21 protein-coding genes and 1 pseudogene are annotated in these 24,497 nt (G+C 67.7%); 11 read left to right on the forward strand and 11 right to left on the reverse strand.

The window, feature by feature from the left end; all coding sequences use genetic code 11:
* Window positions 1-141: 141 nt before the first annotated feature.
* Both UU7_RS12125 and mnmG read right to left on the reverse strand, forming a co-directional pair.
* Window positions 142-921: an RDD family protein gene (locus UU7_RS12125; protein ID WP_007808670.1), complete on the reverse strand. Its 780-nt coding sequence runs from the start codon at window positions 919-921 to the stop codon at window positions 142-144.
* A 63-nt stretch (window positions 922-984) separates the two neighbouring features.
* Window positions 985-2,862 carry a tRNA uridine-5-carboxymethylaminomethyl(34) synthesis enzyme MnmG gene (gene mnmG / locus UU7_RS12130; protein WP_007808672.1) on the reverse strand — a complete coding sequence of 626 codons (1,878 nt, stop codon included), beginning with the start codon at window positions 2,860-2,862 and terminating at the stop codon, window positions 985-987.
* Window positions 2,863-3,468: 606 nt separating this feature from the next.
* Between mnmG and UU7_RS12135 the strand changes: the two genes are divergently transcribed.
* Window positions 3,469-3,654 carry a hypothetical protein gene (locus UU7_RS12135; protein WP_007808674.1) on the forward strand — a complete coding sequence of 62 codons (186 nt, stop codon included), beginning with the start codon at window positions 3,469-3,471 and terminating at the stop codon, window positions 3,652-3,654.
* A 92-nt stretch (window positions 3,655-3,746) separates the two neighbouring features.
* On the opposite strand, the gene pepN is transcribed toward UU7_RS12135, so the two are convergent.
* Window positions 3,747-6,401, reverse strand: coding sequence for an aminopeptidase N (gene pepN / locus UU7_RS12140; RefSeq protein ID WP_050981450.1), 2,655 nt, complete (start codon window positions 6,399-6,401; stop codon window positions 3,747-3,749).
* Window positions 6,402-6,467: 66 nt separating this feature from the next.
* On the opposite strand from pepN, the gene UU7_RS12145 reads away from it, so the two are divergent.
* Complete coding sequence (locus UU7_RS12145) at window positions 6,468-7,469, forward strand: aldose 1-epimerase (protein ID WP_007808678.1); 1,002 nt, start codon at window positions 6,468-6,470, stop codon at window positions 7,467-7,469.
* Complete coding sequence (locus UU7_RS12150) at window positions 7,466-8,416, forward strand: pyridoxal-phosphate dependent enzyme (RefSeq protein ID WP_007808680.1); 951 nt, start codon at window positions 7,466-7,468, stop codon at window positions 8,414-8,416. The genes UU7_RS12145 and UU7_RS12150 overlap by 4 nt, the downstream gene beginning before the upstream one ends.
* Here UU7_RS12150 and UU7_RS12155 read toward each other — a convergent pair whose 3' ends face one another.
* Window positions 8,417-9,298, reverse strand: coding sequence for a DMT family transporter (locus UU7_RS12155; RefSeq protein ID WP_007808682.1), 882 nt, complete (start codon window positions 9,296-9,298; stop codon window positions 8,417-8,419). It lies immediately after the preceding gene.
* A 79-nt stretch (window positions 9,299-9,377) separates the two neighbouring features.
* Here UU7_RS12155 and UU7_RS12160 point away from each other — a divergent pair, with 79 nt between their 5' ends.
* From UU7_RS12160 to UU7_RS12190, 7 genes are all read left to right on the forward strand, one after another.
* Window positions 9,378-9,965: a DNA-3-methyladenine glycosylase I gene (locus UU7_RS12160; RefSeq protein ID WP_007808684.1), complete on the forward strand. Its 588-nt coding sequence runs from the start codon at window positions 9,378-9,380 to the stop codon at window positions 9,963-9,965.
* A gap of 45 nt (window positions 9,966-10,010) precedes the next feature.
* Entirely contained in the window at window positions 10,011-10,688 is a 678-nt protein-coding gene (locus tag UU7_RS12165; protein WP_007808687.1) for a hypothetical protein, read from the forward strand.
* Between the two features lie 107 nt (window positions 10,689-10,795).
* Complete coding sequence (rhtA, locus tag UU7_RS12170; RefSeq protein ID WP_040673367.1) at window positions 10,796-11,677, forward strand: threonine/homoserine exporter RhtA; 882 nt, start codon at window positions 10,796-10,798, stop codon at window positions 11,675-11,677.
* 110 nt (window positions 11,678-11,787) lie between these two features.
* Window positions 11,788-12,294: a hypothetical protein gene (locus tag UU7_RS12175; RefSeq protein WP_007808691.1), complete on the forward strand. Its 507-nt coding sequence runs from the start codon at window positions 11,788-11,790 to the stop codon at window positions 12,292-12,294.
* Between the two features lie 46 nt (window positions 12,295-12,340).
* On the forward strand, window positions 12,341-13,408 hold the full coding sequence (locus UU7_RS12180; RefSeq protein ID WP_007808694.1) for a sensor histidine kinase: 1,068 nt from the start codon (window positions 12,341-12,343) through the stop codon (window positions 13,406-13,408).
* Complete coding sequence (locus UU7_RS12185; RefSeq protein ID WP_007808695.1) at window positions 13,405-14,148, forward strand: LytR/AlgR family response regulator transcription factor; 744 nt, start codon at window positions 13,405-13,407, stop codon at window positions 14,146-14,148. Before UU7_RS12180 ends, UU7_RS12185 begins: the two co-directional genes overlap by 4 nt.
* A gap of 109 nt (window positions 14,149-14,257) precedes the next feature.
* Complete coding sequence (locus UU7_RS12190; RefSeq protein WP_007808696.1) at window positions 14,258-15,385, forward strand: acyltransferase family protein; 1,128 nt, start codon at window positions 14,258-14,260, stop codon at window positions 15,383-15,385.
* 18 nt (window positions 15,386-15,403) lie between these two features.
* On the opposite strand, the gene UU7_RS12195 is transcribed toward UU7_RS12190, so the two are convergent.
* Window positions 15,404-16,978 carry a LytTR family DNA-binding domain-containing protein gene (locus tag UU7_RS12195; protein WP_162098650.1) on the reverse strand — a complete coding sequence of 525 codons (1,575 nt, stop codon included), beginning with the start codon at window positions 16,976-16,978 and terminating at the stop codon, window positions 15,404-15,406.
* Window positions 16,979-17,071: 93 nt separating this feature from the next.
* Between UU7_RS12195 and UU7_RS12200 the strand changes: the two genes are divergently transcribed.
* Complete coding sequence (locus UU7_RS12200; protein WP_007808700.1) at window positions 17,072-18,562, forward strand: alpha/beta fold hydrolase; 1,491 nt, start codon at window positions 17,072-17,074, stop codon at window positions 18,560-18,562.
* Window positions 18,563-18,610: 48 nt separating this feature from the next.
* On the opposite strand, the pseudogene UU7_RS12205 reads toward UU7_RS12200, so the two are convergent.
* The 6 genes and pseudogenes from UU7_RS12205 to bioF form a co-directional block, all read right to left on the reverse strand.
* Window positions 18,611-18,907, reverse strand: a pseudogene (locus UU7_RS12205) (malonyl-[acyl-carrier protein] O-methyltransferase BioC); the annotation flags it as partial.
* A 165-nt stretch (window positions 18,908-19,072) separates the two neighbouring features.
* Window positions 19,073-19,765: a hypothetical protein gene (locus UU7_RS18440; RefSeq protein ID WP_157582210.1), complete on the reverse strand. Its 693-nt coding sequence runs from the start codon at window positions 19,763-19,765 to the stop codon at window positions 19,073-19,075.
* A gap of 718 nt (window positions 19,766-20,483) precedes the next feature.
* Complete coding sequence (gene bioC / locus UU7_RS12210) at window positions 20,484-21,362, reverse strand: malonyl-ACP O-methyltransferase BioC (protein ID WP_007808703.1); 879 nt, start codon at window positions 21,360-21,362, stop codon at window positions 20,484-20,486.
* Window positions 21,363-21,372: 10 nt separating this feature from the next.
* Window positions 21,373-22,146: a pimeloyl-ACP methyl ester esterase BioH gene (gene bioH / locus UU7_RS12215; RefSeq protein ID WP_007808705.1), complete on the reverse strand. Its 774-nt coding sequence runs from the start codon at window positions 22,144-22,146 to the stop codon at window positions 21,373-21,375.
* On the reverse strand, window positions 22,143-23,138 hold the full coding sequence (locus tag UU7_RS12220; RefSeq protein ID WP_007808707.1) for a sulfurtransferase: 996 nt from the start codon (window positions 23,136-23,138) through the stop codon (window positions 22,143-22,145). The genes bioH and UU7_RS12220 overlap by 4 nt, the downstream gene beginning before the upstream one ends.
* A gap of 28 nt (window positions 23,139-23,166) precedes the next feature.
* Window positions 23,167-24,378 carry an 8-amino-7-oxononanoate synthase gene (gene bioF, locus UU7_RS12225; protein WP_007808709.1) on the reverse strand — a complete coding sequence of 404 codons (1,212 nt, stop codon included), beginning with the start codon at window positions 24,376-24,378 and terminating at the stop codon, window positions 23,167-23,169.
* Window positions 24,379-24,497: the final 119 nt, after the last annotated feature.

The raw sequence follows: 24,497 nt of genomic DNA on the forward strand, positions 1-24,497 counted from the left end.
CGATTCCTTGCAACGGCGCGTGGCGCCGGATAAACGGGACTGACCCCCGATGATAACAAGTGACCCCGAGGGTGCTGCCCGCCAAACAAAACGGCGCCGCGGATCGACCGCGGCGCCGCTGCCGTGCGATTCAGCCCGGGATCACGCGTTGAACGAGTTGTTCTTCCTGGCGGCGGGCGCGCCGTTGAACTCGCTGGCGCGGCCGTTCAGCACCAGGGTGCCGCAGATCATGTCGTGCAGGCCCTGCTTGCGCTGGGTCCAACCGGCCATCAGGAAGCCGACGCCGAGGATGATCGCGCTGAGGAACTTGGCGAAATAGCGGCCCAGTGCCTTCAGGAAGCTGATCCGGTTGCCGTCCAGATCGGTGACCCGGATGCCCAGCGCCAGCTTGCCCACCGTGCCCTGCCAGGCCGAGCTTTCGCAAACCACGAAATAGAGGATGCCCACCACCATGATCAGCAGCATCGCCGGCCACATCGTGCCGTAGTAATGCGCATTGGCGGCCATCATCGCGTCCGGGTTGCCGGCGCCATCCAGGATCGCCTGCTGCAGCGCGGCCTTCGCCGCGGTGCCACCGAACGCCTTCTCGATCAGTACCTGCGGGATGTACAGGATGATCGCGTCGAGGATGTAGGCGGCGAAGCGCTTCCAGAAGCCCGCATAGTCTTCCAGCGCGGCGGCCGTGGTCTGCGGCAGCAGCGGTGCGGCAGGCGCGGCGTACGGATTGCTGCCCGCGGCGGCTGCAGGGGGTGCCGCGCTTACCGCGTCGGGAAACAGCACCGACAGCGGCTGCCAGTCGGCGAGGCCTTCGTACCAGGCCAGGTCGGCCGGGCTGACCTGGCCGCTGCGCAGCCACTGGCGCACGTCTTCTTCCTTGTAGGGGCCATGTCGTTCACCGTCGCGGCCGATCCAGATTTCCATTGCGCACTCCCCATGCTGGTCAAAGTGGGCATGATGCCATGACCGGCCGCGATTGCCGCAAGCTCAGGCCGCGTTGCGGCGCTTCAGGTGCACCAGCAGCAGCGAAATCGCGGCGGGCGTCACGCCGCTGACGCGGGCGGCCTGGCCGACGGTGGCCGGCAGCGAACGCTTGAGCTTCAGCAGCACTTCGGCGGACAGCCCGCGCACCTTGTCGTAGTCGAACCCGGCCGGGATCGGCAGGTGCTCCTGGCGTCGCTGGCGCTCGATCTCCTCGCGCTGGCGCTCGAGGTAGCCGGCGTACTTCACCTGCACCTCGACCTGCGCCACGACGTCCTCGGCGGTCAGCGCCGGCCCCAGTTCGGCGACCTCGGCAAGCCTAGCGTAGTCGAGTTCGGGACGGCGCAGCAGGTCGGTCGCGCTGGTCTCGCGGGTGACCGTGATGCCGAGCTGCCGCTGCACGGCCGCGCCCAGCGCATTCGTCGGCGAGATCCACAGCGAGCCCAGCCGCTGCAGTTCGCGCTCCACCGCGTCGCGCTTGGCGCGCAAGGCATCGAAGCGCGTCTGCTCGACCACGCCCAGCTCGAAACCCCGTTCGGTGAGGCGCAGGTCGGCGTTGTCCTCGCGCAGGTGCAGCCGGTATTCGGCGCGCGAGGTGAACATGCGGTAGGGCTCGATCGTGCCGTTGCTGGTGAGGTCGTCGATCAGCACCCCGATGTACGCCTCGTCGCGACGCGGATACCACGGTGCCTTGCCCTGCACGGACAGCGCCGCGTTGAGGCCGGCGATCAGGCCTTGCGCCGCGGCTTCCTCGTATCCGGTGGTGCCGTTGATCTGGCCGGCGAAGTACAGGCCGGGGATCGCCCTGGTCTCCAGCCACGGGTTCAATCCGCGCGGGTCGAAGTAGTCGTACTCGATCGCGTAGCCGGGGCGGGTGATGTGGGCGTGCTCGAAACCCCTGATCGACTGCACCAGGGCCAGCTGCACGTCGTACGGCAGCGACGTGGAGATGCCGTTCGGATAGATCTCGAAGGTGTCCAGCCCTTCCGGCTCGATGAAGATCTGGTGCGAGGACTTCTCGGCGAAGCGCACTACCTTGTCCTCGATCGACGGGCAATAGCGTGGACCCACGCCCTCGATCTGGCCGGTGTACAGCGGCGAGCGGTCCAGCGCGCCGCGGATGATCTCGTGCGTGCGCTCGGAGGTATGCGTGATCCAGCAGCTGACCTGGCGCGGGTGCTCCTCGCGCGAGCCGAGGTAGGAAAACACCGGTGCCGGCGTGTCGCCGGGTTGCTCGTCGAGACCGTCGAAATCGATGCTGCGCAGATCGATGCGCGGGGGCGTGCCGGTCTTCAGCCGGTCGGCGGCCACCGGCAGTTCGCGCAGCTTTTGCGCCAGCGTGCTGGCCGGTGGATCGCCCGCGCGGCCGCCGGCGTACTGCGCCTGGCCGATGTGGATCTTGCCGGCGAGGAAGGTGCCGGCGGTCAGCACCACGCTGCGGGCGCTGAAGGTGAGGCCCATCTGGGTGACCACGCCGCAGACGCGGCCGCCCTCGATGATCAGGTCGTCCACCGCCTGCTGGAACAGTTCGAGGTTGGGCTGGGTCTCCACCATGTAGCGGATCGCCGCCTTGTACAGGGCGCGGTCGGCCTGGCAGCGGGTGGCGCGCACGGCCGGACCTTTCGAGGCGTTCAGGGTGCGCCACTGGATGCCGGCGCGGTCGGCCGCATGCGCCATCGCACCGCCCAGCGCGTCGATCTCCTTGACCAGGTGGCCCTTGCCGATGCCGCCGATGGCCGGGTTGCAGCTCATCTGTCCGATCGTCTCGATGTTGTGGCTGAGCAGCAGGGTGCGCGCGCCCGTGCGGGCGGCGGCCAGCGCGGCTTCGGTGCCGGCGTGGCCACCGCCGATCACGATGACGTCGTAACGGGTCGGGTGGTGCATCAAACTGACCTGAGCGTGCAAAAAGTGACGAAACGGGGCGACATGGTAACGCCATCAAGGGTTTGAGCGCCCGACCCGACGGATGGCACGCTTCCTGCTTTGAATACGGCAGCACTTTCCAGGGCAGACGCTGCGCGACTACGCGCGCCGAGATCGAACTGACAGGGGTTCGATCGCGTACCGGGAAAGGAAGCAAGACGGCACCCCTCGGGGTGCCGTCGTCTTTTGTGCCATCCGAACCGCTCTGATGCCTCCGGATCGACCAAATGACGAGGCCCCGCGGTGGTGGCCGCGGGGCCTCGTGCTTTTAGATCTGGCGCTCGGCGGTCTCAGGAACAGGGGGAATCCAGGATGACCGTATTGCCGAACGCCAGAAACCGGAAATTCGCTGAAACGAAAGCAGCGTCTGCCGTCTCGTGGTGCGGGTCGATATTCACCGAAAATGCGTGAACAAAGGGTGACTGAAAAGGAGTTTTGTGTCCGATCACGGCAGCTGATGACGTGCTGCGTCAGTCGTGTGATCCATGCCCGGAAAAACTGTGATGCACATCACACATGGCATGGCGGTTGCATCCATTTCGCTACCAACCACGAAGGGGATATGTCATGGACATGAGCTTCGATTTCCAGCCCGTCTATCCGCATCATGACCTGCTGGTCGAACTGGGTCAGGTCGAAATGGACATCGACGAGCTGTACGACCGCAATGACAGCGAGCGTGACGCGCTGCAGCCCGACCTGGAATCGCGCATGCAGAGCCTGCTGGACGCGCTCGATCATCTGGCCGTCTGAATGAAAGACCCCGCCCACGTGCGTGGTGACACCACCACGCACCGCAGGGCGAGATACCGGGGCAGCCCCACTGCGCGGCACCCCGTCGACGGTCAGTGATTCAACACGCTGCCGATGATTTCGGCGAGGTTGCGGGACAGCCCGCGATGCGCCGCCAGCTCCACGATCACCGTACGCGCCGCCTCGCGCCGCCGCGACTCCAGCCGCTGCCAGCCATTGAATGCCGTGGCCAGTCGCGCCGCGACTTGCGGATTCAACGCATCCAGCGACACCAGGCGCTCGGCCAGCAGGCGATAGCCGGCACCATCGATGCGATGGAAGCCGCTGGGGTTGTTGCGCACGAACGCGCCCAGTAGCGACTGCACCCGGTTCGGATTCTTCAGCGTGAACGCGTCGTCGCGCTCCAGCAGTTGCACGCGCTCAAGCGCGGGCTCGCCCGGCAACTGCGCCTGCACCGCAAACCACTTGTCCAGCGCCAGCGCATCGCCGGCATGACGTGCGCGGTATTCGAGCAGGGCCGTGGACGCCTGCGGCGCGCCACCGCGCACCAGCACGGACAGCGCGGCGAGGCGATCGGTCATCCCCGGCGCGTCGCGGAACTGTGCAGCCGCCAGTTCGGCCGCGCCGTCACGGTCCAGCAAAGCCAGCAATTCCAGCACGCGGCGCTTGAGCCTGCGACGCGCCTGGCTGACGGCATCCAGCGCGATGCTGGTGTGCGCGGCCAGCGCGGCGTAGCGCTGGCGCAGGGCGTCGGCGCCCAGGCGCGCGGCCAGCCGCTGCTGCAGTTCCTGGCGCAACTGGTGAATGCGCTGCGGATCGATCGCCGACTCGCGCTCGGCCAGTTCCACCTCGCCCGGCGGGGTCAGCAGGTCGGCCAGCAAGGCGTCGTCGATCGTGGCGTTGCCGAACAGCGAGGCCAGCGCATCGCACCAGGCCAGCAAGGCGTCGGACGCGTTGCCGTCGCGCAGGTTCTCGTAGGCGCGCGCCGCCAGTTGCTGGCCGGCTTCCCAGCGGTTGAAGCCGTCGATGTCGTGGGCCAGCAGCAGGGCCAGCTCGTCCGGCGCGTAGTCGCACTCCAGCACCACCGGCGCGGAAAAGCCCCGCAGCAGCGACGGCACCGGCGCGGTGACCACGTTGGTGAACACGAAGTCCCGCTCGGCCTGATCCAGCACCACCACCATCTCGTTCGATGATCCGGACGTCTGGCCGTCCAGATGCAGGGGCAGCATGTCGCCGTGGCGGGTGAACAGCGCCAGCTTCACCGGGATCGGCAGCGGCGGCCGTGCCTCGGCGCCGTTGCCGCCAGGCGCGCGCTGGCCCAGGCTCAGCGTGTAGGTATGCGCGGCTGCGTCGTACTGGCCGTGAGCCTTCAGTCGCGGCGTGCCGGCCTGGCCATACCAGGCCAGGTACGGGGTGAGGTCGGTGCCGTTGGCTTCGCCCAGCGCGGCGAGGAAGTCCTCGATCGTGGCGGCGCGGCCGTCGTTGCGCTCGAAATACCGGTCCATGCCGCGACGGAAGCCGTCCTGACCCAGCGCACCGGCCAGCATGCGCACCAGCTCCGAGCCCTTCTCGTAGACGGTGGCGGTGTAGAAATTGTTGATCTCGCTGTACTGCGCCGGGCGCACCGGATGCGCCAGCGGGCCGGCGTCTTCGGGGAACTGGGCGCGACGCAGCAGCGACACGTCCTCGATCCGCTTCAGCGGCGCCGAGTTCATGTCGGCCGAGAAGCTCTGCTCGCGGAACACGGTGAGCCCTTCCTTCAGGCTCAGCTGGAACCAGTCGCGGCAGGTGACGCGGTTGCCGCTCCAGTTGTGGAAATACTCGTGGGCGACTACCGCTTCGACGTGGCGGTACTCGTCGTCGGTGGTCGAATCCGGATCGGCCAGCAGGCACTTCGCGTTGAAGATGTTGAGGCCCTTGTTCTCCATCGCGCCCATGTTGAAGTCATGGGTGGCGACCACGTGGAACACGTCCAGGTCGTAGTTGCGGCCGTAGGCCTGCTCGTCCCAGCGCATCGAGCGTTCCAGCGCGTCCATCGCGTAGTGGCAGCGGTCGATCGCGTCGGCCTCGGCCCAGATCTTCAGCTGCACCGCGCGACCGTCGGCGGTGACGTAGTCGCGCTCCAGCACTTCAAGCCGGCCGGCGACCAGGGCGAACAGGTAGCTCGGCTTGGGATGCGGGTCGACGAAGCGCGCCCAGTGCCGGCCGCCCTCGAGCTCGCCGGCGCCATCCGGATTGCCGCCGGCCAGCAGCACCGGGAACCGCTCGCGATCGGCACGCAGGGTGACCGTGTAACTGGACAGTACGTCGGGCCGGTCGGGGAAGAAGGTGATGTGGCGGAAGCCCTCGGCCTCGCACTGGGTCAGCAGGAAGCCGGCCTCGCGCGAGCCGGACAGGTACAGGCCTTCCAGCGCGGTGTTCGCCGCCGGGCGCAGCCGCACACGGGTCTCCAGCACGCTGCCGTCGTGGGCGCCGTCGACTTCCAGCACGTTGCCGGCGTAGCGGTAGGCGGTGGCCGGCAACGGCACGCCATCGAGGCTGATCGACAGCAGTTGCAGGTTTTCGCCGTCAAGGCGCAGCGGCGCATCCTGCGCGGGGTCGCGGCGCAGGCGCAGGCGCGAACGCAGTTCGCTGGCGTCGATGCCAAGGTCGAAATCCAGCTCGACCGTCTCCACGCGCCAGGCTGGCGCACGGTAGTCGCAAAGACGGATCAAGGCCGGGGCGGCTTGCTCGGGGAGTGCATGCATGGGGGAGAGATGGGGCGTGGGGAACGAAAAGGATACCATGCACCTGTTAAACCACAGGAAAATCCCATGGGTGCGACGCGCTACACCGCCCGGCTCAGCCGCCTTGGCGATCAGGACATCGTGGTGCTGACCGACGTCGACGGCGGTCGCTGCATCCGCATCGCGCGACGTGGCGCGGCCCTGCTCAGCTTCGAGGCCGATGTCGACGGCACAACCCGCGACCTCGCCGCCGGCTATGAAGACGCCAGCGAGATCGTGCACCGGCCGGGTTCGCGCTTCGCGATCATGGTGCCGTTCGCCGGCCGCATCGCCGATGCGCGCTACGACTTCGACGGCCAGCCGCAGGATCTCGATCCGGGCGTCACTGGCGCCGATCGGGCCAGCCGCCACGGCTTCGTCCGCGACGCGGTGTTCGAGGTCGCCGATCTCGGTGCGGACGACGATGCCGCCCGGGTCACCTTGCGCACCAGCGCGATCCGCCCGCAACCGGGTTATCCGCACGCGATCGACCTGGCGGTGACGTTTGTTCTCGACTACGCCGGGCTCACCCTGGAGGCCGTCATGCGCAACGTCGGCGACAGCGCGGCGCCATGCTTCTTCGGCTGGCACCCGTACTTCCGCGTGGCCGATGGCGAGGTCGACGACTGGCAGCTGCAGATTCCCGCGCAGACCCTGATCCGCACCGGCGCCGACCTGATCGCGCTGGCCGGCGCCGAGGCATATGTACCGCTGGACGCTGCGCCGGCGCTGGATTTCCGCCGGCCGCGGCTGCTCGACGACAGCATCCTCGACCAGGGCTACACCGACCTGGCGGCCGACGCCGATGGCCGCATCCGCACCCGCCTGGTCGACCCGGCCAGCGGCTTCGCCATCGCGGTATGGCAGGAGCGCGGCGTGATGCATGCGTTCACCGCCGACACGGTGAGTCGCGATGCGCGCCGCGCGATCGCGCTGGAGCCGATGGAATGCATGGCCGACGCGTTCAACCGTCCCGAATGCGCCGCGGCGATCCGGCTGGGGCCCGGCGCCGAGCGCATCTTCCGCTGTGGCGTGGAGATCGAATCGTGAAAGATGCCCTGCCGCGTTTCGACGACATCCGCGATGCCGCCGCACGCATCGCACCGCACGCGCGACCCACCCCGATCCTGCGCAGCGCCCGGCTGGACGCGCTGGCCAACGCCGAGCTGCACTTCAAGGGCGAGCACCTGCAGCGTGGCGGCGCGTTCAAGTTCCGCGGCGCCTGCAATGCCGTGTGGTCGCTCGACGACGCCACGGCGGCGCGCGGCGTGGTCACCCATTCCTCAGGCAACCACGGCAACGCGCTGGCGCTGGCCGCGGCCACCCGCGGCATCGCCGCCCACGTGGTGGTGCCCGAGGGCGCGGTGCGCGCCAAGCTGGAGGCGATCGAGCGCGCCGGCGCGATCCTGCATCGCTGCGCGCCGACCCAGGCGGCCCGCGAGGCGAAGTGCGCCGAGGTACAGCGCGACACCGGCGCCGAGCTGGTGCATCCGTATGCCGACACGCGGGTGATGGCCGGGCAGGGCACGCTCGCCCTCGAACTGCTGCAGCAGGCCGGCGCGCTGGACGCGCTGATCACCCCGGTCGGCGGCGGCGGCCTGGCCAGTGGCGTGGCGATCGCCGCCCACGGCATCGACCCGGCGCTGGCCCTGTTCGGCGCCGAGCCGCTGGGCGCCGACGACGCGGCGCGCTCGCTGGCCCAGGGCACGCGGGTCACCAGCGTGGTGCCCGATACCGTCTGCGACGGCCTGCGCGCCCTGGTCGGCGAGCGCAACCTCGACGCGCTGCGCGCTCATCATGTCGAGGTGATCACGGTCAGCGACGCGGAGACCATCGCGGCGATGCAGTTGCTGTGGTCCGAGCTGAAGCAGGTGGTCGAAGTGTCCAGCGCCACCGTGCTGGCGGCGATCCTGCAGCAGCCGCAACGCTTCGCCGGCAAGCGCGTCGGCGTGGTGCTGACCGGTGGCAACGTGGATCTCGCCGCGTTGCCGTGGTGATCAGGCGCGGCGTTTCGCACCCACGCCGCTGACCGCCACCAGCCCGGCCAGCACGAACACGATGCCGAGCAGCTCCATCATCGACGGCTGCTCGTGCAGGATCAGCCAGGCCAGCAGCACGCTGACGATCGGAACGCCCAGGCTGGAAATGCTGGCCACCGTGGTCGGCAGCCGCTGCAGCACGATCGACCACAGCCACCAGGCCAGGCTGGAAGCCAGCAGCACGCTGTAGGCCAGCCCCGCGACGAAGGCCGCGTTCCACTCGATCGCCCGCTCGGGCACGGCCAGCGCGATCGCGCCCAGCGCCACGCCGCCCAGCAGCATCTGCCACGCGGTGAGGTTGAGCACCGACGGCGCGTGCCGCTGGAACATCCGCTTGCTGAGCACCGTGCCGGCCGCCCAGGCCGCGCCGCCGGCGATCGCCAACGTGGTGCTCAGCGCGCTGCCCAGGTCATGCCACGGTTCGATGATGCAAAGCAGCCCGATCGCCGCCAGCCCCACGCCGATCCAGTGGCGTCGCGTGGGCCGGTCGCCCAGCACCAGCCAGGCCAGCAGCACCGCCCAGAACGGCATGGTGTAGGCGAGCAGGGCGACATGGCCGGCGCCACCGCCGATCAGCGCCCATTGCTCCAGCCCCTGGAACGCGGTGGTCTGGCACAGCCCGATCAGCAGGGTGGGCAACAGCGGCGGTGGCCGCAGCGATTGCCGCGACAGCAGCAGCGCGCCGAACAGCACGGCAGCGCCGAGCAGGTAACGCAGCGCCGCGAAATGGAACGGGCCGGCATACGCCAGCACCTGTTTCATCACGACCCAGCTGTACGCCCAGATCAGGATGGTGACGAACAGCGCGGACAGCGCGCCGCGTGAGGGCGAGGGCGACATGGGAAACCGGGCGCGGATGGGGCGACAAGTCTAGCGGGCTGGGTTAGCTTGTGCGGCACCTCGTGAGCACAAGCCAGCCATGACCAGGACCACCGAACCGCACCGTTGCCAATGGGCCGCCGCCGGCGACGCCCTGATGCGCGACTACCACGACACCGAATGGGGCACGCCGCTGCACGACGACCGCGGCCTGTTCGAGTTCCTCTGCCTGGAAGGTGCCCAGGCCGGCCTGTCGTGGCGCACCGTGCTCAACAAGCGCGACAACTACCGCAAGGCCTTCCACGATTTCGAGATCGCCCGGGTGGCTGCGATGACCGATCGCGAGCTGGAAAAATGCCTGCTCGACCCCGGCATCATCCGCAACCGCCTCAAGGTCTCCTCGGTCCGCGACAACGCCGTCGCCGCGCAGAAGGTGATCGGGGAGTTCGGCAGTCTGGACGTCTGGCTGTGGTCCTTCGTCGACGGCAAGCCGCTGCGCAATCGCTGGCGCGAGCAGGCCGAGGTGCCGGCCAGCACCGAACTGTCCGACCGCATGAGCAAGACGCTGAAGAAGCGCGGCTTCCGCTTCGTGGGCACCACCATCTGCTACTCGCTGCTGCAGGCCACCGGGATGATCAACGATCACCTGGTGGGCTGCTTCCGGCACAGGGCCTGCACGGAAGCTTGAGTCGCCGGGCCACAGGCTGAACCTTCGAATCCCCGGAGTCTTCGCATGCGCAATCTGGATTTCAGTTCGTGGCACGGGCTGCTCACGACGCTGCTCGGGCTGGCGGTGATCACCCTGATCGGCGTCGGCATCCGCCTGCTGGCGATGCAGACGATCCAGCAGCGGCGCGAGCGCGAGAACCGGCAGATCAACGAACGCCTGCGCACGCTGATCGCGGCGTACAAGACGCTGGGCGGCTCGTTCACCGGGAACCTCGCGGTCGACCCCAGCCACCTGCGAGACCTGCGCCGCCGGGCCGAGCCGGACGGCACTTCGGCGGCTGAACCGATCGGTCACGAAGGCGCCGGCAGCGACCGTTCGCGCCGCATCCGCGATGCGGTCGAGGCGGCGTTGTCGGACATCATCCTGCTGGGCACCGAAGAACAGGTGCAGCTGGCGGCGAAGGCCGCCGCGGACATGGTGGCCGGGCGTCCCGCCCACATGGCCGAACTGGTCGCGTCGCTGCGCAACTTCATCCGCCGGGTGCTGGACCTGGAACCGGTACCCTCCGGCCTGGCCATCCCGCAGCAGGGGCCGACCCGGATACCTGCATCGCGCGGCAAGGGCGACGGCGGTGCGAAGGATGGCGCCAGGGGAGGCGGCGGCAAGGGCATGGGCGGCGGTGCGGGCGGCATGGGCCTCGGCGCGAGCGGCGGCGATGACGACCACGAGCCGCGTCACTGAAGGCGTGGTGCCGGCGCTGATGTGAGCCACGCGGCGAGCGGTGCCGGCAGTAGGCGACCGACCCCGCTGCAGGCATCATGGCCGTCGTTGCCCCGTCGGCCCCACCCGTGTCCCCACGTTCCGACTACGCCCCGGTGTTGTTCGCCGTCGCCATGCTGCTGGTCAGCATGGTGTCGTACCAGTGCGGCGCCGCGCTGGCCAAGCAGCTGTTTCCGCTGATCGGTGCGCAGGGCGCCACCGCATGCCGGCTGGGTCTGGGCGCACTGATCCTGCTGCTGGTGCGGCGGCCGTGGCGTTCGCCGCGGCGCGTGCGCGACGTGCGTGCGCTGTGGGGTTACGGGCTGTCGATCGGCGCGATGAACCTGGTGTTCTACATGTCGCTGCGCACGATCCCGCTGGGCATCGCGGTGGCGCTCGAGTTCACCGGACCGCTGGCGCTGGCGCTGTTCGGTTCGCGTCGCTGGCTGGATTTTGCGTGGATCGCCCTGGTGCTGGCGGGACTGGCCCTGCTGTTGCCGTTGCGCGGGCAGGCGCACGCGCTCGATCCGATGGGCGTGATGTACGCGCTGGCCGCCGGCGTGGGCTGGGCGCTGTACATCGTGCTGGGCCAGAAGGCGGGCGCGGCGCACGGCGCGGACACGGTGACCCTGGGCAGCTGCATCGCGGCGCTGCTGGCCATCCCGTTCGGCGTCGCGCACGCCGGCAGCGCACTGTTCGCCCCCGCGTTGCTGCCGCTGGCGCTGGGCGTGGCCGTGCTCAGCTCGGCCCTGCCGTACTCGCTGGAGATGCTGGCGCTGACCCGCCTGCCCACGCGCAGCTTCGGTACCTTGCTGAGCCTGGAACCGGCCATCGCGGCACTCGCCGGCGTGGGCTTCCTCGGCGAACACCTGAGCGTGCTGCAGTGGCTGGCGATCGTGGCGATCATCGTCGCCGCGGCCGGCACGGCGCTCAGCGTGCGCCGGCCGGTGGCCGAGCCGCCGCCCAACTGAGCGTCCGCCTTCGTCTCGTCGACGGCAGCGCACGGCTCGTCGCACGACGCTCGCCGCAGCGGCATGCCGCCGGCTTCAATGCGGTCTCGACCCCACTTCAGGAGAGACGCATGCGGAAGATCATGGTGGTTTCCGGTTTGCTGGCCGGCCTGGCCTGCGCCGGCGTGACTGGCCCGGCGCGGGCAACGGACGATGCCGCGGCGCAGGCGCAGATCGGCCAGCTGGTGAAGCACTTCCAAGCCGCGATCATCGCCCACGACAAGACCGCGCTCGAAGGCATGTTCGTGGCCGAGGGCGGTTCCTGGTTCGAGGTGCTGGGCGAAGATGCGTACCGGCACATCAAGGCGAGAAAGCCGGATCTGTCGCGCGTCCACGCCGACGACCATCGCCACTTCGCGGCCTTCATCGGCGACAGCAAGCAGCCGATCGAGGAGCAGTTTTCCAACGTGCGCATCCAGACCGACGGCGCGGTGGCGTCGGTGTATTTCGATTTCGTGTTCCTGGTCGATGGCAAGCGCAACAACGTGGGCAGCGAAACCTGGCAACTGGTGCATACGGGCGAAGGCTGGAAGATCAGCGCGATGGCCTATTCGAGTTACCCGGATCGCACGCGCTAAAGTGGCGGGCAAGGTGCGGCTCGCGCGCCGTTTCTCAGGAGTCCGCATGATGCGTGTCGCCGCCGCCCGCGATGGGGCGGCCTCCATCTGGCTGCCGTGGCTGGCCGGCGCGCCGCTGGTGCTGTGCATGACGGTGATGGCCTTGCCGGAGATCGGCCACGAGCATGCGCTGGCGTTTCGCGGCGTCTATACGATCGCCTACCTGCTGTGGACCTTGCCGCTGGCCGTCGTGCAACGCTCGCTGCAGCGTCGCGTGAGCTGGCCACTGACCGTGTTCGCCCTGCTGGCGCTGACCTATCTGATGTCGATCGCCAACAACGCGATCGCCCTGCTGCTCGCCGTGCACTGGAAGGCCGTGCCGGCCTACGACTGGCATCGTCTGTTCGGCGGGCTGGATGGCTGCTGGCTCGCGCTGATCGCGTTCTGTGCGATCCATGCGGTGGTCGATCGCTACCAGGCGTTGCAGGCCGAGCGCAGCCGCGTCAGCGAAGCGCTGGCGCTGGCCCGTGACGCCGAGCTGCGCGCGTTGCGCTACCAGTTGCACCCGCACTTCCTGTTCAACACGCTCAACGCCATTTCCACCCTGGTCGCCGAACAGCGCGGCGCGGATGCGAACCGCATGCTGGCGCGGCTGGCCGACCTGCTGCGCGCCACGCTGGAACGCGGCGAGGTGAACGAGATTCCGCTGGCCGAGGAGTTGGCCCTGACCGGCCACTACCTGGACATCGAGAAGATCCGCCTGGGTTCGCGACTGACGGTGGATCTGCGCGTGGGCGCCGACCTGTTGCAGGCGGCGGTGCCGGCGCTGTTGCTGCAACCGCTGGTCGAGAACGCGATACGCCACGGCATCGCGCCGCGCAGCCACGGCGGCCGGCTGAAGTTGCAGGTGGAGCGCGTGGGCGGGCAGCTGCAGCTGCGCATCGACAACAACGGCGTGGCCTCAGCGGTCGATGCGAGGGCCACGCCGCGGCCGGCGATCGGCCTGCACAACGTGCGCGAGCGGCTGGCCCATCTTTACGGCAGCGCGCACGAGTTCGACTTTGCGCTGGCAGCGGACGGGGATTGCAGCGTGCGGATCACGATGCCGTTCCGCCCGATGACGGTCGCCGCGTGAGCCTGCGTGTGCTGATCGTCGACGACGAGCCGCTGGCGCGTGCCGGCGTCCGCGCCCGGCTGGACGGCCATGCCGACGTCAGCGTGATCGGCGAGTGTGGCGATGGCGCGTCGGCGCTGGCCTCACTGCGCTCGCAGCCGCCGGACCTGCTGTTCATCGACGTGGAGATGCCGGGGCTGAGCGGCCTGGAGGTGCTGGAAGCGCTGGCACCGGAGCAGCGCCCGCTGACCGTGCTGCTGACCGCCTACGAGCAGTTCGCGCTGCGCGCCTTTGAACTGCGCGCGCTGGACTACCTGCTCAAGCCGGTCGACGAGGAGCGCTTCGCCGATGCGCTGGAGCGGGCGCGCGACATGCTGGCCTTGCGTCGGGGTGAGGGCGCTGGCGTGCAGGCGCCGTGTCATGCCACGCGCTTCCAGGTGCGCCTCGGTCACCGCGTGCAACTGGTGCTGGCCGAAGAGATCGACTGGATCGAGGCGCAGGGCGACTACGCCGGCCTGCACGTGGGCGCGCACATGCACCTGTTGCGTGAGCCGCTGCAACGGCTGGGCACCCGGCTCGACCCGGCGCAGTTCGCGCGCATCCACCGCTCGACCATCGTGCGGCTGGATCGGGTGGCCGAGATGCAGGCGCTGTCCAACCGCGATCATCTGCTGCGCCTGCGCGACGGCACCGTGCTGCGTGCCAGCCGCACTCATGTCGATGCGCTGCGGGCGGCCTTGCTGACGGGCGAACCCGCCTAGCACCCGCCACACGATTGCCCGCCGGTTGCCCCGGTTTTGCCCTTATCGACGCGGGCCGTCTGGTCAGACTCGCAACCTTCCACGTTTCACCCCGATACCAGGAAACCTCATGCAGCGACTCCCCGGACTGGACCTGCTGCGCAGCTGGGCGATCGTCTGGGTGATGCTGTTCCACTCCTACATCGTGGGCGGCGTCGGCGAGCATTTTTCCTGGCTGTCGAACTACGGCTGGATGGGCGTGGACCTGTTCTTCGTGCTCAGCGGCTACCTGATCGGCTACCAGTTGCTGGCGCCGCTGGCGCGGGGCGAGCCGCTGGCGTGGCGGGATTTCTATCGCCGCCGGGCGTTCCGCATCCTGCCGGCGTTCCTGGTGGTGCTGGCCATCTATGTTGCCATCCCGACGTTGCGCGAAGCGCCCGGCCTGCAGCCGGCATGGCAGTTCCTCAGCTTCACCCTCAACCTGCTGATCGACTACCAGCACAACCAGGCGTTCTCGCACGCATGGTCGCTGTGCGTGGAGGAACATTTCTACCTGCTGTTCCCGTGGCTGGCGTTCTGGATGACGCGCCGGCCGTCCACGCACCGCATGGTGGCCTTGGGGCTGGCGGTGGTCGCCTTCGGCATGATCGTACGCGGCTACGTCTGGCTGCACGACATGGCGCCGGTGCGCGACCAGGACGGTCCGGCGTTCGGCCTGCGTTTTGTCGAAGGCATCTACTACCCCACATGGGCGCGGCTGGATGGCTTGCTGGCGGGCGTGGCGCTGGCGGCGCTGCGGATCGGCCGGCCGCAGCTGTGGCGTCGCTGGCAGGCACGTCGCAGCCTCCTGCTTGTGGCGGGCATCGCCGTCTTCGCTCTGGCGCTCTGGCTGTTCCACGATCGCCTCGGCTTCTGGCCGTCCGTGCTGGGCTACCCGCTGCTGTCGATTGCGCTGGCGCTATGCGTCGCTTCTGCCACGGCATGGCCGGCGCATTGGTCGATTCCCGGTGCGGGCTGGCTGGCGCGAACTTCCTACAGCCTTTATCTGAGCCACAAACTGGCGCTGCATGCGGTGGCGACGTGGGTCGTGGGGCCTTGGCACGTGCACGGAATGGCAGCGTTCGCGCTGTACGCCGCCGGGGTGCTGAGTGTGGGCGCTGCATTGCATTACGCGGTGGAGCGGCCGTTCCTGCGCTGGCGTGAGCGCATCGATACCCGCCAACCGATCGGCGCCGCGCGGGCTTCCATCACCTCATGATGCGTCGCGGCCTTCGCACTAATCCGAACCGATGGTCCGTCGCACCATCGGCATGATCCGACGGCTCACTGGCACGACGGCTCCCGTGCTGATGCGCAGCTGGCCTACGCCGGAAGATTCCCGGCGGAGCGACTCGACGAAGGCGGTATTGACGATATGCGAGCGATGCACGCGCAGGAAAGCAGACGGCAGCTCCCTTTCCATCTCGTTGAGGCTGCCGTTGTGCAATCGCTTGCTGCCGTCGGCGAAGGCGAGTTCGACATAGTCTCCCGCGCCGCTGCAATGGGTGATCTGGTCGGTTGAAACGAGCTCGATGCGACCGGTGTCGACAATCCGGATCGTCTGCGATGGCAGCTGCTTTGGGGTGCGCGCCTGGTCCAGTGCGGCCTCGAGCTGCCGCGCGTGACTGGCCAGCGCGATCCCCAGCTTCTGTTCACGGGCAAGCACGGCGGCCTGCTGTGCGAACAGGAACAGCAGCAGTGCCGCGACCAGGTAGAAGAAGGCGACGTCGAGAAACTTTCCACCCAGGAAGAGGCTGAGTGCGCCGAACACGACCAGCGCAACGCAGTACACGGCAGCCCCTGGCTTGTGCTTCCACGACCAGCATGCGGTGCCCAGCGCGCAAGACAGCACCGGGCACAGCATCGCAAGCAGGGCCTTGCCGTCATAGGAAGCGGTCAGCACCACCCCTGCCACGGTCACCAACACGACCACCGCGAACGACAGCCACGGTCGTCGCGGCTGGAACCTGCGAATGACATGGGCGGTCAGGCACAGCCCGAACCCGAGTGAGCACAGAACGATCAGCACCAGCCGCAGATCGTGGAACGGATAGCGATAGGCCAACAAGCCGCGTGAGGCTTCGGCCAGCAATTGCCCGGCGGCGAACAGCGAGATCAGGCAAAGCAGCGCCGCGCCCGCACGGTCGCCCCCGCGAAATGTCCCGACGCCGAAGTACAACGCGCCCAGCAGGAAGATGCCGAAGGTACCCAGCGAAGGCCAATAGGCGCGGAGAATCAGGTCCGTCGGGTCGGTATACGTGCCGATCATCAACGCCTGCATGGGTGAGTCCAGGCGAAGGAATCCCGAGACCCCCGACAGCTGCAGGGCGATCTCGTTGGCGCCCGCGTGGAGCAGGCCTGACGGAATCGGGATCACCGCATCCATCCGGCCCGGCGTCTCGCTGCGCCGACCGGCTCCGGGCCGGCCATTGCTGCCGATCAAGCGGCCGTTCACCCACGCGGTACTCGCCGCCTTGCCGGAAATGAACAGGCCCAGCGGGGGCGACTGTTCCAGCATGCTGCGGGGAACGGCAACGGTTGCCCGAAGCCAGAGCGTGCCGTGTTGGGGATCGACCGTCGGGATCTTCTCGGTCCGGCAGCCCGGAGCAGAGAAATCCGGCGGTGCGGTTTCGGCTTGCTGCGCCTGGCAAGTGATGACGTTGTCCACGTCGATCCACTGCGTCGATTGCGCCGCCGCCGATAACGGCAGCCAGGGCAGACACAGGCAAAGAAAAAGCGCGAGGCGGGAAATAGTCGACATACCGTCGGGCGAATATACCGTGCCGCCGTCAGGACGATGGCCGCCGCTCACCGAACCGACGCCGCCGTTGGCAGATCGGCCAGCGGTCGAGGCATCCGGCGCGCTTAGGCTGGCTCCATTCCATCAACGACCTGGAGCCTTCCCATGACGCATGCCCCCGTAAAACGCGCCGGCCTGAAACAGGCACTCATTGCCGTTGCCTGCCTCTGCCTGTTCGGCGCAGCCAGTGCGACAACACCCAAGGCGGTCGCCCAGACCTTCGTCTTCAAGAGCGTCGACGGGCAGACCACCGAGGCGATCCACGGTTCGTTCCAGGTGCCGGAGAACCGCGCCGATCCGCACAGCCGCATGCTGACCCTGCGCTATGTCCGCTTCCCGGCCACTACCAGCAAGCCAGGGGCGCCGATCGTCTATCTGGCCGGTGGCCCGGGCGGCTCCGGTATCGAGACGGCGAAACACCGACGCTTTCCGCTGTTCATGGCCATGCGCCAGTTCGGTGACGTGATCGCCCTGGACCAGCGTGGTACCGGTGCCTCCGATGACACGCCGGTGTGCAAGGCGTCGAAGACGCCCTCGGAATCCCAAGCCCTCACCGACCAGGCCTTCGCCGCCGCCTACCGCGCCGCGGCGCTCGAATGCGCGGCGTTCTGGAAAGCCAGGGGAGTTGACCTGCGCGGCTACAACACCAACGAGAGCGTCCGCGACCTGGACGCGTTGCGTCGCCACCTGGGGGCCGGGAAGATCACGCTCTGGGGCATTTCTTACGGTACCCATCTGGCACTGGCTGCGCTCAAGTCGATGAGTCCCCATCTGGACCGCGTCGTGATCGCCAGCGTCGAAGGGCTCGACCAGACCGTCAAGCTGCCAGCGCGCACCGACGCCTATTTCGATCGCCTGCAGGCCGCGGTGGACACCAACCCTGAAGCCCAGGCGGCTTATCCCGATATCAAGGCGTTGATCGCGCGCGTCCATGGCGCGCTGCAAGCCAAGCCGGTCATGCTGCACCTGAAGGACGCCAACGGGAAGGACGCCGCTGTGCTGCTGCAGCGTCGCACCCTGCAGATGATCGAGGCCGGAGCCATCTCCGACCCTGAAGGCGCGGTGCAGATGCTCGCGGTCTATCGCGCCGCCGACGCGGGCAACTACCAGCCGATCGCGGGCATCATGCAAAAGTACTTTTCACCCGGCGCGCCACTGGAAATGCAGGCGATGCCGCTGGCCATGGATGTGGCCTCCGGCATCGACGAAAAGCGCCTGGCGCTGGTCGAGCAGCAGGCCCGCACCGCGCTGCTCGGCGACCTTCTCAACTTCCCGATGCCGCAACTCGGCGGCGTGCTTCCGCAGCTCGATCTTGGCGATGCGTTCCGCACGGCGCCGCACAGCCACGTGCCAACCCTGCTGCTCAGCGGAACCCTGGATGGGCGCACCTATCCCGACAGCCACCGCGAAGCTACCGCAGGCCTGGACCACCTGCAGGCGATCACGGTGGTCAATGCCGGCCACAACCTGTTCATGGCGACACCGCAGGTCACGACGGCGATCGAGCGTTTCATGCGCGGCGAACCGGCGGCATCAACGCAGATCATCGCGCCGCTGCCTGATTTCAAGCCGGTGCTGCCGCCGTCGAAGAAATGAAGCGGTGGGTCGTGCCGGCCTCAGGCAAGACCGAAGGCCGGCTTCGCGCTACTTTCGTCGCGAGCCACGCAACGAATCGAGTGAGAACGTGGCGACTTCTCCGCCCGGCACGCGACGCGGCTGGCCGATCGGCGGGCCCCAGGCGTGGGCGCTGACCACTTCCCAGGTGGCCGGGATGCGGCCGTCCACGCGCATCGTTTCGTAGGCGGCCAGCATGCGCTGGTAGCGCGCCTTGCCGGTGAGGCCGCGCGAGCGCACGCGGTCGGCGTTGGTTGCGCCCAGGCCTTGCAGTTCTTCCAGCAGTTTGCGTGGTTCGCTGTAGGTGAGGGTGTAGCGGGAACAGTCAGAGGGTCACCATTTCGCCGTCCGTGTCAACACCGTCAGAGGGTCATGTCTTGCTTTAACACGTCACGGGGTGTTGATTACCAGCCATCTTCTGCAATGCCCGGATGGTCATGCGGCAAAGCAAAGCCTGATGCTGAGGCTTTTTCAGCAAGAATGTTTAGTAGTTCATGGATTTAATGCCACATGGTAAATCGTGTAAAGATGTTCCTCTGTACAAACTCCGTACAGCACCATAACCCCGAAATTTTTCGCCACAGAGTCAAGCGCTTGGTCAACGGTCAAATTGGTCATCGAGGCAGGAATGTGAGGCGTACCCTCGATCGAATTTTCTCCCAGAGATATACGAAGAGGTGGGCCGTCCGGGTAAAAATGAAGCTTCCGCTCAACATCATCTACTTCCTTGTTGTCCATGATGCGCCATAAAGCGAGGCTTTCGGTATACCGCTGGGACTGATCGAAGGTCAGGGCAGCAAGTTTCGTTTTGAGAAGTGCAACGGGTGGCCGCCCTATTACGATTCTAATAATCCCATCCGGGCCATCTGAAATATTAACGTTGTCGTCATTCCGAAAAATATCCCGAACCGCGGAAATCGCGGTGCTGCTTCGAGATGGCGGCAGTACGCGAACATGCGGAAACGAAACCGCGTAATAATCACCATATTTTTTACACGGCCCTAGGTAATAAATCCGAGCCACCCTTCCTGTAGATTTTAGGATGGGCTTGAGGTAGGCCAGCATGGCTTCTTGGTTCGCCTCATTTTCCGACCATGTTGTCCGTTGCTCTAACGGAGACGCTTCCAGATCATTGAATCCCGATCCCCACGTAATCACGATAACTAATAGCATGGCCCATCGCATATCTAATCTCCTAAATTTCAAGGCGTCACTGTCGTCGTGGTGATAGTTGCCTGCCGGTTTTCATGGGTTACGGAATCAGAGGAGACGGAGGTAATTGAATCTCGATCCTTGATCTTGGTCGCCATGTGGGCGGCAGGCCGCCGCCCTTCCCGGCGTTATTCTCCACCATGCATCGAAACCGCTCATCTCCATCAGTGGATCACAGGCCAGCCCAGGATGCGTGTGCACGCTTGACCAGCGATAGTCTTGCGGGCTGGCAGCCATGGCAGCTCGAACGGGGTTGAGCTCGATGTAACGCATTACGGTCAACAGATAGCGCTCGGTATCGACCAGGCAGGATTTGAAGCGACCTTGCCAGAGCGTGCCACAACGCGCGTAGCGGTAGTTGAACGCCTGAACGTAACTCTGGCCGAAAAGATGGCGCCTGGATTCACGCCACGCTGAGTCACATGCAACGGAATGCCGGGCAACTCAACTCGTGGCAGGCGGGGCATCTTGGAACCTCAACCAACAAACCGGCCGCCAGCGTGAGGTTGTAGGCTGGCGCGGTCTGCTGGCGAGCGCGCCCGTCATGGGCAGGCAGGAACCGTTTAACTACCTCCGTCCCCTTAAATTCGTCCCCTTAAATTCCCGGCTCGACCGTCCGCTGTCCAGCGACGACTACATCTGCCGCACCGTGATGCTGCCCGCGTCCTATACGCCGGGGCGCTGAAGGGGCTCAGCGTCGCCGCGAGCCGCGCAGTGAGTCGATCGAGAACGTGGCTACTTCTCCGCCCGGCACGCGACGCGGCTGGCCGATCGGCGGGCCCCAGGCGTGCGCGCTGACGACTTCCCAGGTGGCCGGGATGCGGCCGTCCACGCGCATCGTTTCGTAGGCGGCCAGCATGCGCTGGTAGCGCGCCTTGCCGGTGAGGCCGCGCGAGCGCACGCGGTCGGCGTTGGTGGCGCCCAGGCCTTGCAGTTCTTCCAGCAGTTTGCGTGGTTCGCTGTAGGTGAGGGTGTAGCGGAACACGTCCAGCACGGGATCGCGCAGGCCGGCGGTGAGCATCGCGTCGCCGACGTCGTGCATGTCGAGGAAGCGCGCCACGTGCGGCTGCTGGTCCGCCTCGGCCCAGGCCGCGCGCAGTTCCATCAGGGTGTCGGGGCCGAAGCTGGAGAACGCCATGAAGCCGCCGGGCTTCAGCACGCGCATGCATTCGCCGAACAGCGCGGGCAGGTCGTCGACCCACTGGAAGCACAGGTTGGAATACAGCACGTCGACGCTGTGGTCGGCCAGCGGCAGTTGGGTGGCCTCGGCGCAGACGCGACGGAACGGCTTCAGCCAGCTGCTGTGCTGCTTCGCGGCGCGCAGCATCGGCAGCGCCAGGTCGATCGCGATCACCTCGGCCTTGGGGTATTTCTGCTTCAGCAGCGCCGTGCCGCGACCGGTGCCGGCACCGACGTCAACCACCCGCGCGGGCGTCTCCAGATAGAAATCCAGACGTTCCAGCAACGCCGCCTGCACCTCGCGCTGCAATGCGTCGTGCTGTTCGTAGCTGCTGGCGGCGTGGCCGAAGTTGCGGCGCACGCGCTGTTGATCGAGTTGGAACGTACTCATCGGATCAGGCTCATCGAACGAAAGTTGCCAGCAGCGGCTGCAGTGCCTGCACCACCGCGTCGGCATGGCCGAAGAACGGCGCATGGCCGGCCTGCTGGATCTCGGTGTAGCTGCCACCGCACTGGCTGGCCGACCATTGCATCGCCTGCGGCGGCACCAGCCGGTCACGGCGGCCGCTGATCCAGGCGCTGCGCACGCGCAGGTCGGGCAGGGCGGCGCGGCGGTCGCTGGTTTCCAGGATGCGGATGCCTTCCTGCAATACGCGCAGGTCCGGCTCGCCGCGGGCGAACACCAGTTCGCGCAGGTGGCGCAATTCGGCGCGCGGATCGGCGCTGCCCATGGTTTCCAGGGCGAGGAAACGATCGAGCGTGGCGCGGTAATCGGTTTCCAGATCACTGGCCAGTTGATGCACCAGCTGGGCATCGCTGCCGTGCGGCCAGCTGGCATCACGCACGAAACGCGGCGTGGCGCACAGCATCGCCAGCGCACGTACCTGGCGCGGCATCTCCAGCGCGGCGGTCAGTGCGATGGTGCCGCCCAGCGACCAGCCCAGCCAGATCGCCGGCGGCGTCGCGGCGGCGATCGCGGCGGCGCAGGCGCGCGGTTCCAGCGGCAGTCCGCAGTCGCGCGAGTAGCCGTGGCCGGGCAGGTCGACCACGTACATCGTGCACTGGTCCTCCAGTGCCTCGACCAGCGGTGCCAGCACGCCGCCGTGCATCGCCCAGCCGTGCAGCAGCACGAGTTGCACCGGGCCGTGGCCGCGCTGGTCGATGTACAGGCTCATGCCCCGCCCTCATGAAGCATCGCGCTTGTTGCGTTCGCCCCTTCTCCCCCTCGGGCGACCCTTGGGGAGTCCCCTTGCGGGTGAGAAGGTTGGGATGAGGGGCGGGTGCTCGCTGGGAAGTCCATCGAAGCCGGCTCTGAATCAGCTCCTTCCTCGGCGTGGCCCCTCACCCCAGCCCTCTCCCCGCGGGGGGGAGGGACTGGTACGCGCTTCGAATCAGCCTCTTCCTCAGCGTGTTCCCTCTCGTCAATCGCAGGGAGAGGAGGCGAAGGCAGGAGCGCTTTGTCTATGGCCACGCGTCCGTCGAACACGAAGCAGTCGCCCTGCCAGTGCTTGCCGTCGGTCTGTTCCAGATACTTCAGGATGCCGCCTTCGAGCTGGTAGACGTGCTGCAGGCCCAGGTTCTGCATGTGCAGTGCGGCCTTCTCGCAGCGGATGCCGCCGGTGCAGTACGAGACGATGGTCTTGCCGTCGTAGCGCGCGCGATCGGCGGCGATGGCGGCGGGGAATTCGGTGAAGCTGGCGATGCGGTAGTCGACGGCCTGCGGGAATTTGCCGAGGTCGGTCTCGTAGTCGTTGCGGGTGTCGAGCAGCACCAGTTCGCGGCCGTCGTCGTCGTGGCCTTGGTCGAGCCAGCGTTGCAGCGTGGGCGCGTCGACCGCCGGCGCGCGACCGCCTTCGGGGCGGATCGTGGGTAGGCGCATGGTGATGATCTCGCGCTTGATGCGCACGCGCAGGCGGCCGAACGGCACCTCGGCGGACAGCGATTCCTTCGGCGCGACATCGGCGAAGCGGGAGTCGTCGCGCAGGCTGGCCATGAAGCCGTCGATCTGCGCGCGGCTGCCGGCGAGGAACAGGTTGATGCCTTCGGGCGCCAGCAGGATCGTGCCCTTCAGCGCCAGCGCCTCGCAGCACGCGAACAGCCGCTCGCGCAGCGCGGGCAGGTCGTCCAGGCTGATGAACTTGTAGGCGGAGATGTTGACGATCGACATGCGGGGGAATCGGCAGAGCAGGCGGCGATTATACGGGGTCACCGCCGGCTGCCCGGGATGCGGCCGGCAGACGCAGCGTTTCCAGCGCGGCCAGCAGCCGGTCGACGTGGGCCTCCTCGTGTGCCGCGGACAGCGTGATGCGCAGCCGCGCCTGGCCCGCGGGCACGGTCGGCGGACGGATCGCGGTGACCAGCAGGCCTTGCCGCTCCAGCATCTGTGCCGCGGCCAGTGCGGCGTCGGCGCTGCCCAGCAGCAGCGGCTGGATCGCGCTGGGCGAGGTCGCCAGCGGCAGGCCGAGTTCGGCGGCACCGTGGCGGAAGCGCCTGATCATCGCCGCGAGCTTTTCGCGTCGCCACGCCTCCTTCTGCGCCAGTTGCACTGCTTCCAGCGCGGCCCCGGCCAGCGCCGGCGGCATCGCGGTGGTGTAGATGTACGGTCGCGCGAACTGGACCAGACCTTCGATCAGCGGGGCCGAGCCGGCCACGAAGGCGCCGCTGCAACCGAGCGCCTTGCCCAGCGTGGCCATCAGCAGCGGCACCTCGTGCTGGCCGAGGTTCGCGGCACCGAGGCTGCCGGCGCCGTCGTCGCCGAGCACGCCGAAGCCGTGCGCATCGTCGACCAGCAAGGTGGCCTGCTCGCGCGCGCACAGCTGGGCCAGCTCGCGCAGCGGCGCGACGTCGCCATCCATGCTGAACACGCCATCGGTGGCGAGCAGGGCGGCTGCGTTCGGGTGGGCGGCGAGTTGCCGCGCCGCGGCGTCCACGTCGGCGTGCGGATAACGCTTCAGCTCGGCGCCGCTGAGCTTCGCGCCATCGAGCAGGCAGGCGTGGTTGAGCTTGTCCTGCACGCAGAGGTCGCCGCGCGCGAGCAGTGCCTGCAGCACGCCGAGGTTGGCCATGTAGCCGGTGGAAAACAGCAGCGCCCGTTCGCGCCCGGTCCAGGCTGCCAGCGCCTCCTCCAGCTCGGCGTGTTCGCGGCGATGCCCGCAGATCAGATGCGCCGAGGTGCTGCCGACGCCTTCCTCGCGGGCGGCGCGGTTGAGCGCGGCGATCAGCTGCGGGTGTTGCGCCAGGCCGAGGTAGTCGTTGCTGCAGAACGACAGGAGGCGCCGGCCGCCGATCTCCAGCCATGGCCCCTCGGCGCGGTCGATGGTGCGCAGGCGGCGGCGCAGGTTGGCGCTTTCGCGTTCGGCCGTCTGGACGGCCAGTCGGTGAAGGAGGTCAGGGCGGGGCGTGGTCATTGTTCGGCACAGGTTGAAGAGCACCCCCTCCCAACCTCCCCCTGCGATGCAGGGGGAGGAGCCAAGCCGGTGCTGCACGCTGTGCTCCCTCCCCTGCTTGCCCCAAAGGGACTTCCTTC

Source organism: Rhodanobacter spathiphylli B39 (assembly GCF_000264295.1).
Lineage (GTDB): Bacteria > Pseudomonadota > Gammaproteobacteria > Xanthomonadales > Rhodanobacteraceae > Rhodanobacter > Rhodanobacter spathiphylli.